Here is a 14,988-nt window from a genome sequence, read left to right as displayed (position 1 = left end):
CTCCGGCCGGAGGAAGAGGGGGCGCCGTCGCCCGGTGGAGCTCAGCCGGCCAGGAACACCCGGCAGGTGCTCGAGCGTTCGAAGACCGCCCCGGTGACCTTGGGGAGTTTCGATCCCTTCGCCCGGACGTAGGCCGGACCGGAATCCGGCGTGAAGCCAGCGTCGATGACGTCCGTCAGCACCTCGTCGGGGGTCATCTTCCCGGCGGAGGCGAGCCGGTTGTCCCGGACGAACGCCGGAACAGCGTCGCACGGCACCGAGAACTGGACGTTGAACGGGTACCCGTCCAAGGCCTTGAGGGCACCGTAGGCGATGTCCTCGGCCCCCTTGGGCAGGCGGACGCCGTAATCGGACAGGGCCTGGTCGAGGCTGACGTCGGCGGCGTCCGACGGGGACTCGTGCGGGAACGGCCCCGCGTGCTCGGCGGAGTGCAGGCCGTCAGGATCACAGGCGGCCAGCCCTCCGACGAGCAACACACCCACGAACAACGCCGGCATCCGGGTCAGGCGGTCGAACACGATGTCTCCTAGCCGATGTTGAACGTCTGGTGACCGACGACATCGAAGTCGCGAGCCAGCCCGACCGAGTTCAGGTGGGCCATGTCGTTCTGCCGCAGCGGCTTGAAGGGGCCCACACCGAGATCGCCTCGGAGCTTGCCGCCGCCGATGTTCCCCCAGTTGTACCTCTTGTACACGTCGACGGTGACCGTACCCGTGACCTGGCCGCGCTTCATGACCGTGTCTCCCCGCACCCGGTACTGGTACCCGTTGAGCGCGAAGTAGTAGTCGTCGGCGTCGGCACCCTTGTTCATGCCGTGCTCACGCCCTCGGGCGACGCTGCTGCCACGCCAGCCGCTGTCGAAATGACCCAGCTTGATCTGCTGACCGACCTGCTTGCGCATGAAGGAGAGGCTGTTCATCATGTCCGCGACGTTGAGCTCGACCGTCGCGCCGTCGTTCTCCATCCAGTGCTCCATGAGGTTGAAGCCGCGCTGCCAGCCTCTCATCGCTACGTATGACAGGGCCATGGAGCCGGCCATGAAGAAGACGGTCTTGTCGTGCGGGGTCGTCTTCAGCGTGCCCCACCCGGGACGGTTGGCGTCCTCCGCCTGGACCGGGGGGTATTCGTAGGCCGGGCCGCCGGCCGGCATCTTCCTCGGGTCGAAGCCGGAGCAGTTGTTCGGGTTGCACAGGGAGCCGAAGCCCTGCTCGTTGGCGAGGTCCTGGCTGATGGGCGTCCCGCCCTTCTCCACCGGCTTGTTCATGGTGGGGTCGGCCCACCAGTTGTCCTTGCCGTCCGGGTCCCAGCCCATCAGCGGGCTGTTGTCGGCGTAGGCGTACCCGTTGAGCGACTGGGCGTCGGAGGTGTCCAGCAGCGGGTCGACGCTGATGAACTGGCCGAGCAGCGGGTCGTACTCGCGGGCGCCGACGTGGGTGAGGCCGGTGGCGGCGTCGGCCGCCTTGCCGAGGAACTTCTTGTCGTCGGGCCAGGTGGTCACCGCGGTGCCGCGGTCGGCGCCGAAGGGGGTGGTGTAGCGCCTGGTGATGGCCTGGTCGGTGGCAGCCAGGGCGAGGCCCGCGGTGTTGTGCCGGTCGGCGGCGAGCCAGGTGAGGGTGGAGGTGCCGCTCTGGTTGGAGCGCACCGCGACGGTGGTGCCGCCGAGGCTGTAGGTGCGCTGGGCCCACTTCTTGCCGGTGGTGGCGTTGTAGTGGACCTCGGTGGCACCGAGGTAGAGCACGCTCTCTCCACCGGTGTTGCGGCGGACGAGGAGGTTGCCGTCGGCGTCGTAGATGTATCCGGTGGTGCTGGTGGCGGAGCCGGCAATCTCCTTGAGGCTGCCGAGCTTGCCTTCGGCGTCCCAGACCAGGGACTGGGTGGCGGTGCCGTCGGGGCGGGCGGTGGTGTCACCGGCGGCGTCGTAGCCGTAGGCCGCGGTGACTCCGGTGCACACGCCCGAGGCGGTCCCGGCGGGAGTGGCGGTCAGGGTGTGCGGCTGGGTGGTGCTGTTGTAGCAGTAGGTGCGTGCGGTCGTGGTGCCGGTGGTGCTGTGGCTGGTCTCGGTGGTGCGCTGGCCGGCGGGGTTGTAGGCGTAGCTGGTCCAGTAGGGAGCGGGACCGCCGAGGTTGGCGCTGGTGCGGCCGGTGGCGGAGCAGTCGGCCGTCTTGGGCGTCCAGGCCTCGGTCAGGCGCTGGTAGCCGTCGTAGGCGAAGCACTGGTTGTCGGCACTGCTCGTGCCACCGAGGGTGGTGGGGTCGGTGAGCGAGGTGACGTTGCCGGCCTGGTCGTAGTCGTAGTTGAGCTGCTGGAGCTGCCAGGCGTGGGTGTCGTCGGTGACCACCGACTGGGTCAGCCGATCCGTGCCCTCGTCCCAGGTGTTGGACAGGTACGCCTTCTTGACGCCCGCGGCCGCGGAGACTCCGAGGGTGAGCTGCTGGACCTTGTCGGTGGCGGTGAAGTCGCTCGCCAGGACGTAGCTCTGGGCGCCGCTGAGGGTGGCGGGCAGGCCGTACTCGTTGTACCCGGTGTCGATGATCTCCTTGGGCAGGCCGCCGGCGTCCGGCTGGACGTCCTGGTTCTGGGCGCCGGTGATGTCGTAGTGGGCGCTGAAGGACAGGGTCGCCGAGGGCACGGCGCCGGAGGTCACCATCGGGTCGTCGCCGGGCAGCGTCAGCGTGGAGTCCAGCGGGTTGTAGAGGCTGTCGTAGCTGGTGACCTTGCGGGTGTAGGCGTGGGCGGTGTCGGCGGCGCCGTTGGTGTACCGGGTCGACGACGACAGCTGGCCCTTGTAGCCGGCGGGGTCGTAGGCCAGGGCGGTGAGCTGGTTGGCCGGGGTCTGCTCCTCGGTGGTGGAGGTCAGATCGGCGTCCGCCGGCGCCTTGTAGGTGGCGGTGGGGCGGCGCAGCTTGTCGTAGGCGGTGATGACCACCCGGCCCGCGCCGTCCTTGGTCCAGGCCGGCAGGTCCCGGTTGTCGTAGCCGGTGGTCTCGGTGCCCTTGTCCGGGTCGGTGGACTTCACCTGGCGGCCGAACAGGTCGTACGTCCAGCTCCAGGCGCTGTTGTCCGGGCCGGTGACGGTCGCCTGCTTGTCGTCCAGGGTGTAGGCGAACTTCGTGGCGCTGTACGCGGTGGCGGTGCCGCCATAGGCCGCGTCGTCCGGTGAGGTGGACGGGTACTGGCGGGTCTCCACCGTGCGCCCGAGGGCGTCGGTGATGGTGCGCTTCGCCGTGCCGCCCTGCACGGCCGTGGTGGCCGTGGAGTCACCGGTGTAGCTGGTGGTGGTGGACCAGCGCTGGACGCCGTAGGTGAAGAAGGTGCTCGTCACCGGGCGCTCGGCGCCGTCGAAGGTGGTCGCGGTCTGCTTGGCGGTGCCGCCGTACTCGGCGCGGGCGTAGGTGCCCGAGGGCGCGTTCTTGCTGTCGTAGACGTCCGCGTAGGTCTCGTAGGCCAGGCCGCGGCTGTCGTAGCGGGTGTCGGTCAGGATCCGGCCGCCCTCGGGGCTGCGCTTCTGCGTCTGGATGGGCCGCAGTTGGGCGTCGAAGATCGAGTAGACCGTCTCGTAGGTGTCGCCGTCCGCCTTGACGGCGCCGGTCGAGGTCCAGGACGGGGCGGTGTTGCTCATGCCGTAGTCGTAGACGTAGCTGGCGGGCTGGTCGCTGGTGCGGTTCGGCAGCCAGATGGCGGTGACCCGGCCGAGGGCGTCGTAGGTGGACTGGGTCTGCTTGTTGTTGATGTCGAAGGAGCGGATGACGTTGCCGCGGGCCGGCTCGTAGTAGGTGAAGGTCTTCTGCGTGGCCGCGTTGGTCTTGATGACCATGGTCAGCGGACCGGCGGCGGCGGGCGTGTAGGCCGTGGTGGTGGTGTAGTTCGCCGCGTCGGTGACGCTGGTCGGACGGCCGAGGGTGTCGTAGCCGGTCTTGGCCGTGGTCTGCCAGGCGGTCGGGGCGCGCTCCCCGCCGCTGACCGTCGCCGGGTAGGCGCCCGCCCGTCCGGTCCACGAGGCGTCGCCCAGGGTCGGTGTCTGGCTCGCGCTCCAGGCGGTGGCGGAGGTGTTGTCGTACACGGTGGCGGTGTCGGAGAGCACGTCGCCGCGGTCGGCGACCTTCGTGGGCAGGCCGAGCTGGTCCTCGCCGGTGGCACAGGTGCGGGCGACGGTGCGGGAGCGGGAGACGAGGCTGTTGATGCCCTTGGTGGTGTTGCGGGCGTACCAGATGCGGGTGCAGGTCTCGTCACCGCTCTTGGCGGTGTCGCCGGCGTCGTCCTCGGTGGCCTTCATGCCGTAGGCGTCGAAGGTGGTGGAGGTGGTGTGGGTGCGCCAGGAGTCCTTGACCGTCAGATAGGCCGACGTGGCGGTCCTGCCGGTGCGGACGAAGTAGGCCTCGGTGTCGGCGTAGGAAGCGTGCTGGGTGGCCGTCACCTTGGACCAGGGGTCGTTGACGGTCACTTCGACGGCGCGGCTGCCGTCGTAGGTGACCTGCTGCCGGGTGAAGCCGGCGTACTGCTCGCTGTCGGTCTGGTCCGCGACGGTCAGGCCGGGGACGGCGACTCCCTTCACGCTCGCCGACTTGCGGGCGGTGGGGTCGAGCTTGCCGTCCGAGCCCTGCACCCGGTCGCCGTTCATGCCCTGCATGAAGACGGTCACCGTCCTGGACTTCACGGCGTCCGTGCCCTTGACGGCGGTGACCCTGCCGTAGCCGCGCCACTGCGACCAGGTCCGCTCGTCCTGCGGGGTGAGCGGGTTCTCGTCGTAGTGCCAGGCGGGGTCGGAGTAGGTGTAGTCGGTCTCCGTGGTGGCGTTCTTGCCGGTGGGGTCGGTGGTGGTCACCGCGAGGACCCGGTACTTGTGGAACCAGTCCAGGCCTGCTTCCGCGGCGCCGTTGATGTGCCAGTACACCGGGTAGCAGGAGGCGTGGTCGTCGTCCTCGTCCGGGGTCTGGCCGCGCACGCACTCCGGGTCGGAGAGGGTCACGGTGGTCACCGCGCCGGTCTCGGAGACGATCGTGCGGATACGGGGCCGGTAGAGCGGCACGATGTCGTCGGTGCCGTCGACGCGGTTGGGCCGCTTGTCGTAGGTGAACGTCACCGGCGGCAGGGCGATGTCGCTGCCCGCCTTGCCGGTGCGCGTGATGGAGTCGAGGACCAGCACCTGGTCGGAGGTGTCGCCGAGGTCGCCGCCGTCGTAGAAGTGCTGGGTGAACGCCCAGGAGTCCACGGCGGTGTACGTGCTGTTCGCCGCGTCCCAGGCGAAGGAGTTCACCCCGGTCAGCCGCTTGCGGGTGAAGAAGGAGGGACTCTTGGAGTCGCAGTCGTCACCGTTCTTGCAGATGGAGTCGAACGGCACGTCGGGCCAGTGGTCGGCGGTGGAGTCCTTCAGGTCCGAGCAGTCCGCGGCGGTGCAGCGCTCGGCGTAGTCGAAGGTCACCTTGTGCGAGGCGGTGCCGGTGAACAGGGCGTCCTTGCGCTGGCCGTAGAGGATCTTGGTGAGGTAGCCGCCGCGGGTGTAGTCGGCGGTGGCCGTGGTCGCCTTGTTCTTGGCGTAGGAATTGGTCTCGGCGGTGTACCAGTACGACATCGCGTTGCCGTGCACGTCCTCGACGTAGTCGAGGTTCCACCGCCACGCCTGGGTCAGCGCGCGGTCGGCGAACGTGGTGCCCTTGCTGTAGCCCGGCTCCCCGGAGTCGTCGCCGAAGACCGGGACGGTCCAGGTGGAGTCGGTGCGCTCGGTGCCGGCGCCGTCCAGCTTGTTCTGGCCGAAGACGTACTTGGTGCCGTTGCCGGTGGTGACCGTCCAGTACTCGCCGTCGTCGTCGCCGTTGTCGGCACCGGTGCCGTGGGTGACGGTCGAGGCGTCGTCGTCCTTCAGCCGCCAGGTGCCTGTGGTGTCGTCCTTGACCAGGGTCGTGGACCTGCCGTTCAGGACGAGGGAAGCGTTGTCGTACTTCCAGCACATGTCGAACTTCTCGTCCTGGCCGTCGTCGTCGCAGGAGCCGTAGGAGCGCTCCACGTACGAGGCGGACGACAGGTCGAATCCCTCACCGACGACACTGCCCTGGTTGTTGCTGTTGGCGGTCCGGCCGTCGATGGCGCCGGAGTCGTAGGAGAGGGTCACCGAGGGGGCGGGCCCGGCCGCCGGGGCCGGGGTGGCCATGGGGTAGGACCAGGAGAAGGAGCCCGAGGAGCCGCCGGCCTGCCAGGACGACGAGGGGCTGAGCGGGGTGGCGGTGTACGCGCCCGAACCGGACGCCGACTCACCGGCGGCCGCGGCGAGCGCCACGACGGCGGTGGCCGACGCCGTGGTGGCGGCGGTGGCCGACGCCGTGGTGGCTGCCAGCCGGACCTGGGCGGAGACGGTCCGGTCGCCGATGTCGTTGTGCGATCCGGCCAGCGGCGTCTCGGTGCGGCAGGACGCCTTCTGCGGCGTGGTCAGCGCACACGCGGGCAGCTGCACCAGACGCAGCCGGCCGGCCCAGTCACCGCCGTAGGCCGAGGCGAACGACGAGTAGTCCACGTCCAGTCCGGTGGTGCCGGCCCGGTCGGCGGTCACCGACAGCAGTACGCCCTTGATCCCGGCGGCGGCGGCCTCCTTCCGGCCGAGCACCTGCACGCTCGCCGCGGTCGGGGCCGGGGTCGTGGCCTTGGCCTTCGCCCTGTCCTTCGCCCTGTCCTCGGCCGAAGGCGGGGTCGACGCGGTGAGGGTGACCGGCAGCCCGCCGACCTCGGCGCGCCTGCCGCGGACGAGGTCGGCGCGGGCGGGGCTGGGCCAGGTGGCGTGCTGGGCGGCCAGCGCCTTGGCGCCCTCCGCCCGGTTGTGGGCCTGCGCCCGGGCCAGCCGCTCCCGGGCCGCCTTCGCCGTGGCGGGGCCGGCCGGGACCATCTTGGCGCTGCGTGTCTTCGGTGTGTGGGGCCGGCCGAGCGCGTCGGCCGCCTGGGCCATCGGGGCCAGCCCGATCGGCACGCTCAGGGCCAGCACGAGTGACCCGACGGTCAGTCGAAGTGTGCGACTGACGGTGGCCGCAGGGCCGTTCCGTCGTCTGCGTGGACGCAAGAACATGTGTGGGTTCCACTCCAAGGCATACGGAGGTGCACGGATGGTGCGGGAAGACGCCGAACCGCACGTGACGGCGGCCGGCGGCTGACGGCGGTGAAGGAGCCCGGCGACCCGGCGGACCGGGTCTGCGGGGCGTGGCGCCAAGACCCGTCGGGGCGGCGCGGACACTGCTCGGGGCCCGGTCCTCACGGCCGGGCCCCGAGCAGGCGGCTAGCCGCCGATCATGTTCTCCACCTGCATGTCGTTGGCGGGCGCCCCGACCCAGATCCGCAGATCGCTGATCTTCTCGGGCAGGTAGTTGCCCCACGCCTTGTTCACGTAGGCCCGGCCCGCGCTGAAGTCACCGCTGCCGGCGACCGCGGTGAAGGCGGTCGGTACGTCGTTGGGCGTGGCGTCCAGGTACAGGCTGATCGTCCCGTCCTGGGCGTTGTAGGCGCCGGTCAGCCGGACGCGTTCGTCGGTCAGTGCGGTGCTGTCGGAGCTGACGGCGGTGTAGGTCTTGCCGTCCGCCGCGAGGCGTCCGAAGCGCCAGTACCCGACGGGCACGTCCTTGAGGGTGCCGTCGTCCTGCGGGACCTGCTCGGTACCGGTCTGGTTGAACCACAGGCCCCAGGCGGACCCGTCGGCGGTGCGCTGGCCGACGACCTGTCCGCTGTAGCCGGCGCTCTTCGCCGCCAGGGCCGCGCTGTCGAGTTCCACCTCGGTGGTGACGGTGAAGGAGCCGGTGTCGTCGACGACCGGGCCGGACACGGTGGCCGCGTCGTCGACGCCGTCCAGCGGGATGGTCTCGCCGTCCAGCGTGGCGCCGCCGGTGAGGGTGGCGGTCCGGCCGCCGTAGCCGCTGACCGTGTCGGACAGGGTGGTGCCGGTGGCGCCCTCCGGGTTCCAGGCGCCGACCAGTTCCACGGCGGTGCTCCCGGTGTCCGGGTCGATCAGTCCGGCTTCCTGGGCCATCTCACCGTCGCTCAGGGCCCGCTGGAAGACGGCGACCTCGTCGACGCGGCCGCGCCAGTAGCGCTCGAACCCGCCGCTGTAGCCTGCGCGTCCGACCTCCAGGACGCCGTCGCTGGTGGTGGGCTTGCCGGACGTACCCAGCGCCATCGGGGAGCCCTGCGGACGGCCGTTGACATAGAGGGTGATGGTGCGGTCGGTGGCGTTGTAGACCCCGCCGACGTGGGTCCACGTCTTCAGGGGCACGCCCGCGGCCGAGGCGTTGGCGCCGACGTACTTGCGCACCCCGTTCTCGTACCAGGACCACAGGAACACCCAGCGCTGGACGCCCGAGGAGTAGTACAGCGACCAGCCGGTGTTGTCGGAGTTCAGCTGGGAGGCGATCGTGCGGAAGTCGGAGCTGTCCGTCAGGAAGGCCCAGGTGGAGACCGAGAAGGAACCCTGCATGTTGATCACGGGAGCCGAAGTGTCGGCCCACGCGGTCTGGTTGGCGGCGACGGTGGAGTCCAGCCAGAAGGAGCGGTCCCCCTCGCCCCGGCGCGCCAGCGAGGACCAGCCGGCGCCTGCCGTGTGGAAGGTCAGGGCGTGCCGGGTGCCGGTCGTGGTCGCGGAGTCGGCGGCCGTGGTCACCCCGGAACTGGGGGCCGCGTCGTCGAAGTGCCAGCGTCCGGTGGCACCTTCGCCCTCCGCCACCTTGAACAGGAAGCTGGTGGTGGCGCCGGGCCGTCCGGAGCCGACGTTGTCCTTGGCCCGGACCTGGAGGATCTGGGTGCCGGGCAGCTCGGGCGTGATCAGCTTGGTCGGTGCGGAGCCCGTGACGGAGTGCCAGGTGGGCCAGGTCGGCAGCCGGTACTCGTATCCCGCGATGTTGGTGTCGCCCGAGGCGGGCTTGAAGTAGAAGTCGCCGCCCAGGCCGGGTCCGCCGCCCGCGGCGCAGGCGTTGGCGGTGCACAGGCTGTAGGTGCCGTCGGTGGTGACGGTGGGCGCCTTGGGCGCGGTGGTGTCGACCTTGAAGTAACACCAGCCCTTGGACGCCACCGAGCTGTGCGTCGACTCGATCATGTGGTCGTCGCCGCTCCAGTAGGACCGGGTCCACGACTGCATCCGGGCCAGGGTTCCGTCGGCGAAGCTCACCGGCGAGGTCACCTGGACCTTGGCGTTGTCGGTGACGAACCCGCTGGAGGGGCGCACCGGTTCGGTGGCGACGCTCCAGCTGCCGTCGGTGTTCTTCTTCTGCACCACGAAGTGGGCGCGCAGGCTCGCGCCGCTCTCTCCGCCGGACTCCGTCTGGACGTTGGAGACGAAGTCGGGGGTCGGGTCGGAGATGATCGCCGGGTCCGACTCGGTGGTCTCGCAGGTGGTGCCGCTGCCGGACAGGACGGCGGGGCCGGTGGGCGGCCCCGGCACACCGACGTAGTTGACGTCCAGGACCGCGTCGTCGTCGAAGCGCTTCCAGCCGTTGGGGTCGCCCTCGTCGCCCGCCTTGAGCATCAGCGTCAGACGGGACATGGCACCGGCCGCGAAGGACTGCACGGTCTTGGTCAGGTTCTCGTACGACTGGCTGGGGTCGTCGTTGAACTCGATCGGCTTCGCCGGCTGGCTCGGGTCGCAGGCGGAGCCGCGGCCCGCGGACACCGTACGGTCGCCCATGACGTCCCAGTTGGCGGTGGGGCCGGGCCAGCGGGTGGAGGAGGAGATGTCACCGGTGCGCACCAGCTGCACCACGGTCGCCGTGCAGGACATCGACCAGCGCTCGGTCACCCGGAAGGTGGCGTCCAGCACCTTCTTGCCCTTCAGCGCGGACGGCGAGAACTCGAAGTACATGCGCTGCTTGTACGGGGTTCCGGTGGTGCAGGGGTAGCCGTAGCCGCCGGTGTAGTAGATGGAGCACAGGCCGACCCCCTTGCCCTCGTCGCCGCCGGTGAAGTTGTAGAAGGCGTCGCCGTCGGAGGAGAGCACCGTGCGCTCGGACTCCGACCAGGAGACGTCCGGGTCGATGTAGAGCGGGTAGACGGTCCTGCCGTCCTTGAGCCGGTCGGCGTCGGGGACGACGGTGATGGCGGTCTGGGTGGCCGACACCTCCAGCGGAACGGCGCCTGCGGCACCGCTCGGGCCCTCGGCCGGGTCGCTGACCCCGGACTCGTCGCCGTTGCCCGCGGAGCCCACCGTCGGGGTGCCCTCGGCCGTCACGGCGGCCGCGGACGATACGGCGGCGGTGCGCACGGTGGAGGACTCCTGCACGGCAGCGAACTTCGCGGCGGGTGGTCCGGCGGGTGCGGGGGTGCCCGTCCCGCCGTCCCGGCCGGCGGAGTCCCACTGCCGGGCCGTCGGTGCGCGGAAGACGGTGGCTCCGTTCGCGTCCACCGCCTGGAGCGACTGGCCCGCGCCTTCCCTGAGCACCAGACCGTCGGCCCGTACCGGCAGCCGGAGCTCGGCCAGCGCCGGGTTCGCGGCGGCCCGGGCCGTCTTCACGACGAGGACCTCGCGGTAGCCCTCGGTGGTCGCCGTCATCCGCAGGTCCACGTCCGGCAGCACGTCCGCGTAGACGGCCGAGTCGCCCTCCAGCGTGGGAGTGGGCAGCGAACCGGTCCAGCCGACCGTCAGGGCGTGGCCGCCCTCGGCCATGGTCACCAGGTCCTTGCCGTCGCCCCCTCCGGAGAAGGACACCCCGGCCACCGCGGCCCTCGGCGCGACCCGGCCGTCGTCACGGCGGACCAGCGTGGCGTCCGGCATCGCCCAGGCGCCGCCGGGCCGGGCCACCCGGACCGGGGTCACCGACTGCTTGAGGTTGAACGTGGTGCCGTCGGGATTGGCGTAGGTGGTCGAGTACTCGGTGCGCTCGGACACCACCTCGACCGGCTTGCCGGACTCCGCCGCCAGCGCGGCCGCCTGCGCCGCCGGCGACGTGGCGGAGGCGGCAGCCTGCGCGGAGGCGGCGCCCTGCGCGGGGGCTGCGTCGGCGGGCGTGGGCGACAGGACGGGAAGTCCCGCCAGCACCAGTCCCGACAGCGCGCCCACGACCGCGACCCGTGTTCTGCGTCTGCACCGCGCACGCACGTACGCCGTCGTTCCCCACTGCGTCATTCCCCACCGACCCCCTGATCCATCGGCGCACGCTTCGCAGAGGCCCCCGGACGGGCCCCTGCGAAAGCTGCGCCATAGAAAACTCAGCAGAGGAAAGCGCGAAGCGGACGGAGCGTCAAATGACTTTGTCCGTAGAGGGGTTGACCGGAATCAAACCGGCCGGACAGATGCAGACACCACCTTTCGTTCCATGCACACTGAAACGGACGAAGCATTCCGTCACCCCGCATCCGGAGAGGAACCGACGCCTCCACGTGGCCGCCGGACACGCCGGACCGATCAAGATCAATACCTGCCGGGTAAAAACCGGGAACGCAGCCATCGGACTCTCACCATAAAAAGGTAATGAGATTCCACATTCGACCTTCGTGTGACCGCCGCACCGCCATGTGTTCATGTGGAGTGCGATCAGATTTCATCCTCGACTCGTTCGCCGGGCGACGCGGATGTACGTCCGGCCGACGGAATCCAAGGCGAATTCCCCTCGATTGCGGACCGTCGTCGAAGGGCCGCGATCGCCCCGGTCGCGCGAATCCCGCCGCGCACGTCACGGTCGCAGGCCCGCATGCCTCAACGTGACCTCCGACAACGCGGTGATGACCTCCTGGTCGCCGCGGCGCCAGGCGTCCGCGAGGCCGCCGGGCGGTGTGGGAATCGCGGCGAGGGCCCGCTGCGGCCCGGTGAGGGCCCGCAGGGCGAGCAGGTCGGCACCGCCCGGCGCGTCGAGCAGCCGGCGGGTGGTGGCGCTGCGCCTGATCCAGTGCAGCCGCGGCGGGAGCCACAGCACCAGGACGAAGGCCACCGGGAGAACGATCAGGGCGACCGCGGTCAGAGTGGCGACCTGGCCCACGGTGTCCTGCAACGACCGGCCGGCGTCGGAGAGGCCGTTGCCGGCGTCGGCGGCGGCCAGCAGCGGCTGTTTCAGGGAGTCCCCGACGAACGGCACTTTCGCGGCCGCGTCACCGGCGTCGTCAAGACCGCCCGCCAGCGCGTCGCCCGCGTCCTGTGCCTTCTGGCCGGGCTCCGCCAGCAACATGATCACGTGACGGACGGCCAGGGCGAACCACACCGCGGCCGCGATCAGGACCAGGGCGACGAGGTCCGCGAGCACCTGGCGGCTCCGACGCACTGGGGTCTGGGCATAAAGACGCATGCGTATGCTCCTGTTCCGGCGGTGGCAGCGGGACGGGCCTGCTCCGGCGGGGCGGGCCGGGCGGCCTCGGGCGGTCGCGGTCGCGGTGACGGGATCGGGCCGGTGGCCCGGTCGCGCGTGAGCCGAGCGGTGGATTCGGGGCACGGGTGCCCGCGTCCGCGAGCCGGGGCGGTCGAGCGGTCTTGCGTCGGATACCGATGGATGGTCCCGGGGTGGTCGGAAAGACTCCTCGGACCATGGTGGCATTCCGTCTCAGCGGCCGGAAGTACGGCGCCCGGCCGCGCCGGCCGGTCCGCCCGTCACAGGCCGTCCGGACGGGCGAGGGCGCGGGAGCGGAACGTACGGCGATAGGTGTCCGGCGGCACGCCGACCGTACGGTTGAAGTGCCGGCGCAGCGTGGTGGCGGTGCCCATGCCGGTGGCGGCCGCGATGCTGTCCACGCTGTCGTCGCTGGTCTCCAGCAACTCCTGGGCGTGACGGATCCGCTGGGTCAGCAGCCACTGCAAAGGGGTGGTGCCGGTCACCGACCTGAAATGGCGGCCGAGGTTGCGTGAGCTCATCCGGGCCTGGCGCGCCAGGTCCTCCACGGTCAGCGGACGGTCCAGCCGTTCGGCCACCCAGGGGAACAGCGCGGCCAGCGGGTGATTGTCCGGAGCGGGCACCGGCGTGGTGACGAACTGGGCCTGGCCGCCCGCCCGGTGCGGAGGCACCACCAGGCGGCGGGCGACCACGTTGGCGGTCGCCGAACCGTGGTCGAGGCGGACGAGATGCAGGCACAGGTCCATGGCGGCGGCCTTCCCGGCCGAGGTGAGCACGCTGCCGTTGTCGACGTAGAGCACGTCCGGGTCGACCTCCACCCGGGGATAGCGGGCGGCCAGTGCCTCGGTGTGGGCCCAGTGCGTGGTCGCGCGCCGCCCGTCCAGCAGACCGGCCGCGGCCAGCACGAACGCGCCCGTGCACAGGGAGGCCACCCGGGCGCCCGCCTCATGGGCCGCGCGCACCGCGCCGACCAGGTCGGCGGGCGGGTCCTCGTCGACATCGGCCCAGCCGGGAACGATCACGGTGTCGGCCCGCGCGATCCGGTCGAGGCCGTGGTCGGGCTCCATCCGGAAGCGGCCGAACCGTACGGGGGCGGGCCCGCAGACGGCGAGGTCGTACCAGGGGCGCGTCACCGCGGCCGGTGCCGGGCCGAAGACCTCGTACGCCACGGACAGTTCGAAGTGCAGCATCCCGTCGGTGACGGCCAGCGCGACAGTTCCCATGTCCGGAATTGTATGGGGCATGTCGTTCCGGACACTCGTGCGCGTGACTCCGTCCGGGCCAGGATTTCGGAGACGGATCACGGCGGATCAGACGGAGTTCGGGGGAAGAGCCATGGGTTCAGGGCGTACGGTGACGGTGTTCGGCGCGTACGGGCACACCGGGCGGTTCGTGGTGGCGCACCTGCTCGAGCGCGGATTCGTCCCGGTCCTCTCGGGGCGCGACGGGGAGAAGCTGAAGGCGCTGGCGGCGTCCCTGCCCGGACCGGAGGTACGGCCGGCCTCGGTCGAGGATCCGGCCGCGCTCGACGAGGCGCTGGCCGGAGCGGCGGCCGTGATCAATTGCGCCGGGCCGTTCGCCACGACGGCCGCGCCTGTCATCGAGGCGGCGCTGCGTGCCGGCATCCCGTACGTGGACGTGGCGGCCGAGATCGAGGCCAACGCGGACACGTTCACGCGGTTCGCGGATCGCGCCCGCGCCGCCGGAGCGGTGATCGTCCCGGCGATGGCCTTCTACGGCGGCCTCGGGGACCTGCTCGCCACCGCCGCGATGGGCGACTGGACGGCGGCCGACGAGGCGCACGTCGCGTACGGGCTGAGCGGCTGGCATCCCACCGCCGGGACGCGTGCCGCGGGCGCGGTCTCCCGGGAGCGGCGGGCCGGCCGCCGCGTCCGCCACACGAAGGGACGGCTGGAGTACCACATGGACACCCCGCCGACCCTGGAGTGGCCGTTCCCCGGTCCGATGGGCCGACGGACCGTCATCGGCGAGTTCTCGATGGCCGACGTGGTCACCCTGCCCAGCCACCTCGCCGTCCCCGAGGTGCGCAACTACATGACGGTCGAGGCGGCCGAGGACCTGTCGGCCCCGGACACCCCGGCGCCGGCCGCGACCGACGAGCAGGGGCGGTCCGCGCAGACCTTCCTCGTCGACGTCGTCGTGCGCTCCGGCGGCGATGAACGGCGCGCCGTGGCGACGGGACGGGACATCTACGCCGTCACCGCACCGCTCGTGGTGGAGGCGGTCGACCGCATTCTCACCGGACGGACCAGGACGGTCGGGGTCGCCTCCGCCGGTGGGATCTTCGACGCGCCCGACTTCCTGCGCGCGCTGTCCCCGCATGTGTCCGTGGAGCTGTGCCGGTGACGACCGGGTGAGCCGGGTGGCTGTCCCGGACCGGCCTCGCTGTCCTCGGTTCACGCGGAGCCGGCTGCCGGACGGCCGGGGTCCGGGGCCGATCCGCAGCACGCGGGGTGGATGCCCGGCCGGCCGCGGCCCTGCACCCCGTCCGCGTCGTGGGCGTGGGCGCCGCCGGTGAAGTGCCGTACGGCCGCGTCCAGGAGCGCGTCGGCGGGGCCGGTGTCGAAGACCAGCGGGTCGGTGCCGGGCGCGAGAACGGTGATGTCGGCGATGCCTGCCAGGTTGAGCGCGGCGGGTGTGCCGGGCAGGCCGCGCAGCAGGAGGGTGTCGGTCATGCCCACCAGCGGGACCGTCG

General features: G+C 71.2%; 7 protein-coding genes. 1 reads left to right on the top strand and 6 read right to left on the bottom strand.

Translation table 11 applies throughout. From position 1 onward, the window contains the following. Positions 1-41: 41 nt before the first annotated feature. The 5 genes from ACZ60B_RS18095 to ACZ60B_RS18075 all read right to left on the bottom strand — a co-directional run bounded on the left by ACZ60B_RS18095 (position 42) and on the right by ACZ60B_RS18075 (position 13,495). The gene (locus ACZ60B_RS18095) at positions 42-518 is read right to left on the bottom strand and encodes a hypothetical protein (RefSeq protein ID WP_469388025.1); all 477 of its coding nucleotides are present in this window, start codon (positions 516-518) and stop codon (positions 42-44) included. Between the two features lie 8 nt (positions 519-526). Next, a complete protein-coding gene (locus ACZ60B_RS18090) occupies positions 527-6,967 on the bottom strand; it encodes an RHS repeat-associated core domain-containing protein (protein WP_469388023.1) in 6,441 nt (2,146 codons plus the stop codon). 288 nt (positions 6,968-7,255) lie between these two features. After that, the gene (locus tag ACZ60B_RS18085; protein ID WP_469388021.1) at positions 7,256-11,080 is read right to left on the bottom strand and encodes a LamG domain-containing protein; all 3,825 of its coding nucleotides are present in this window, start codon (positions 11,078-11,080) and stop codon (positions 7,256-7,258) included. Positions 11,081-11,627: 547 nt separating this feature from the next. Then, positions 11,628-12,233, bottom strand: coding sequence for a hypothetical protein (locus tag ACZ60B_RS18080; protein ID WP_469388019.1), 606 nt, complete (start codon positions 12,231-12,233; stop codon positions 11,628-11,630). A 299-nt stretch (positions 12,234-12,532) separates the two neighbouring features. Continuing rightward, a complete protein-coding gene (locus tag ACZ60B_RS18075) occupies positions 12,533-13,495 on the bottom strand; it encodes a helix-turn-helix domain-containing protein (RefSeq protein WP_469388018.1) in 963 nt (320 codons plus the stop codon). A 112-nt stretch (positions 13,496-13,607) separates the two neighbouring features. Here ACZ60B_RS18075 and ACZ60B_RS18070 point away from each other — a divergent pair, with 112 nt between their 5' ends. Beyond that, entirely contained in the window at positions 13,608-14,639 is a 1,032-nt protein-coding gene (locus tag ACZ60B_RS18070) for a saccharopine dehydrogenase family protein (RefSeq protein WP_469388016.1), read from the top strand. A 50-nt stretch (positions 14,640-14,689) separates the two neighbouring features. On the opposite strand, the gene ACZ60B_RS18065 is transcribed toward ACZ60B_RS18070, so the two are convergent. Then, positions 14,690-14,968, bottom strand: coding sequence for an anhydro-N-acetylmuramic acid kinase (locus tag ACZ60B_RS18065; RefSeq protein WP_469388014.1), 279 nt, complete (start codon positions 14,966-14,968; stop codon positions 14,690-14,692). Between the last annotated feature and the right edge of the window lie 20 nt (positions 14,969-14,988).

It is taken from the genome of Streptomyces sp. NPDC104096 (assembly GCF_055584385.1).
Note: the sequence above shows the minus strand (reverse complement) of the source record. Positions and strands in the feature narration are given on the sequence as shown.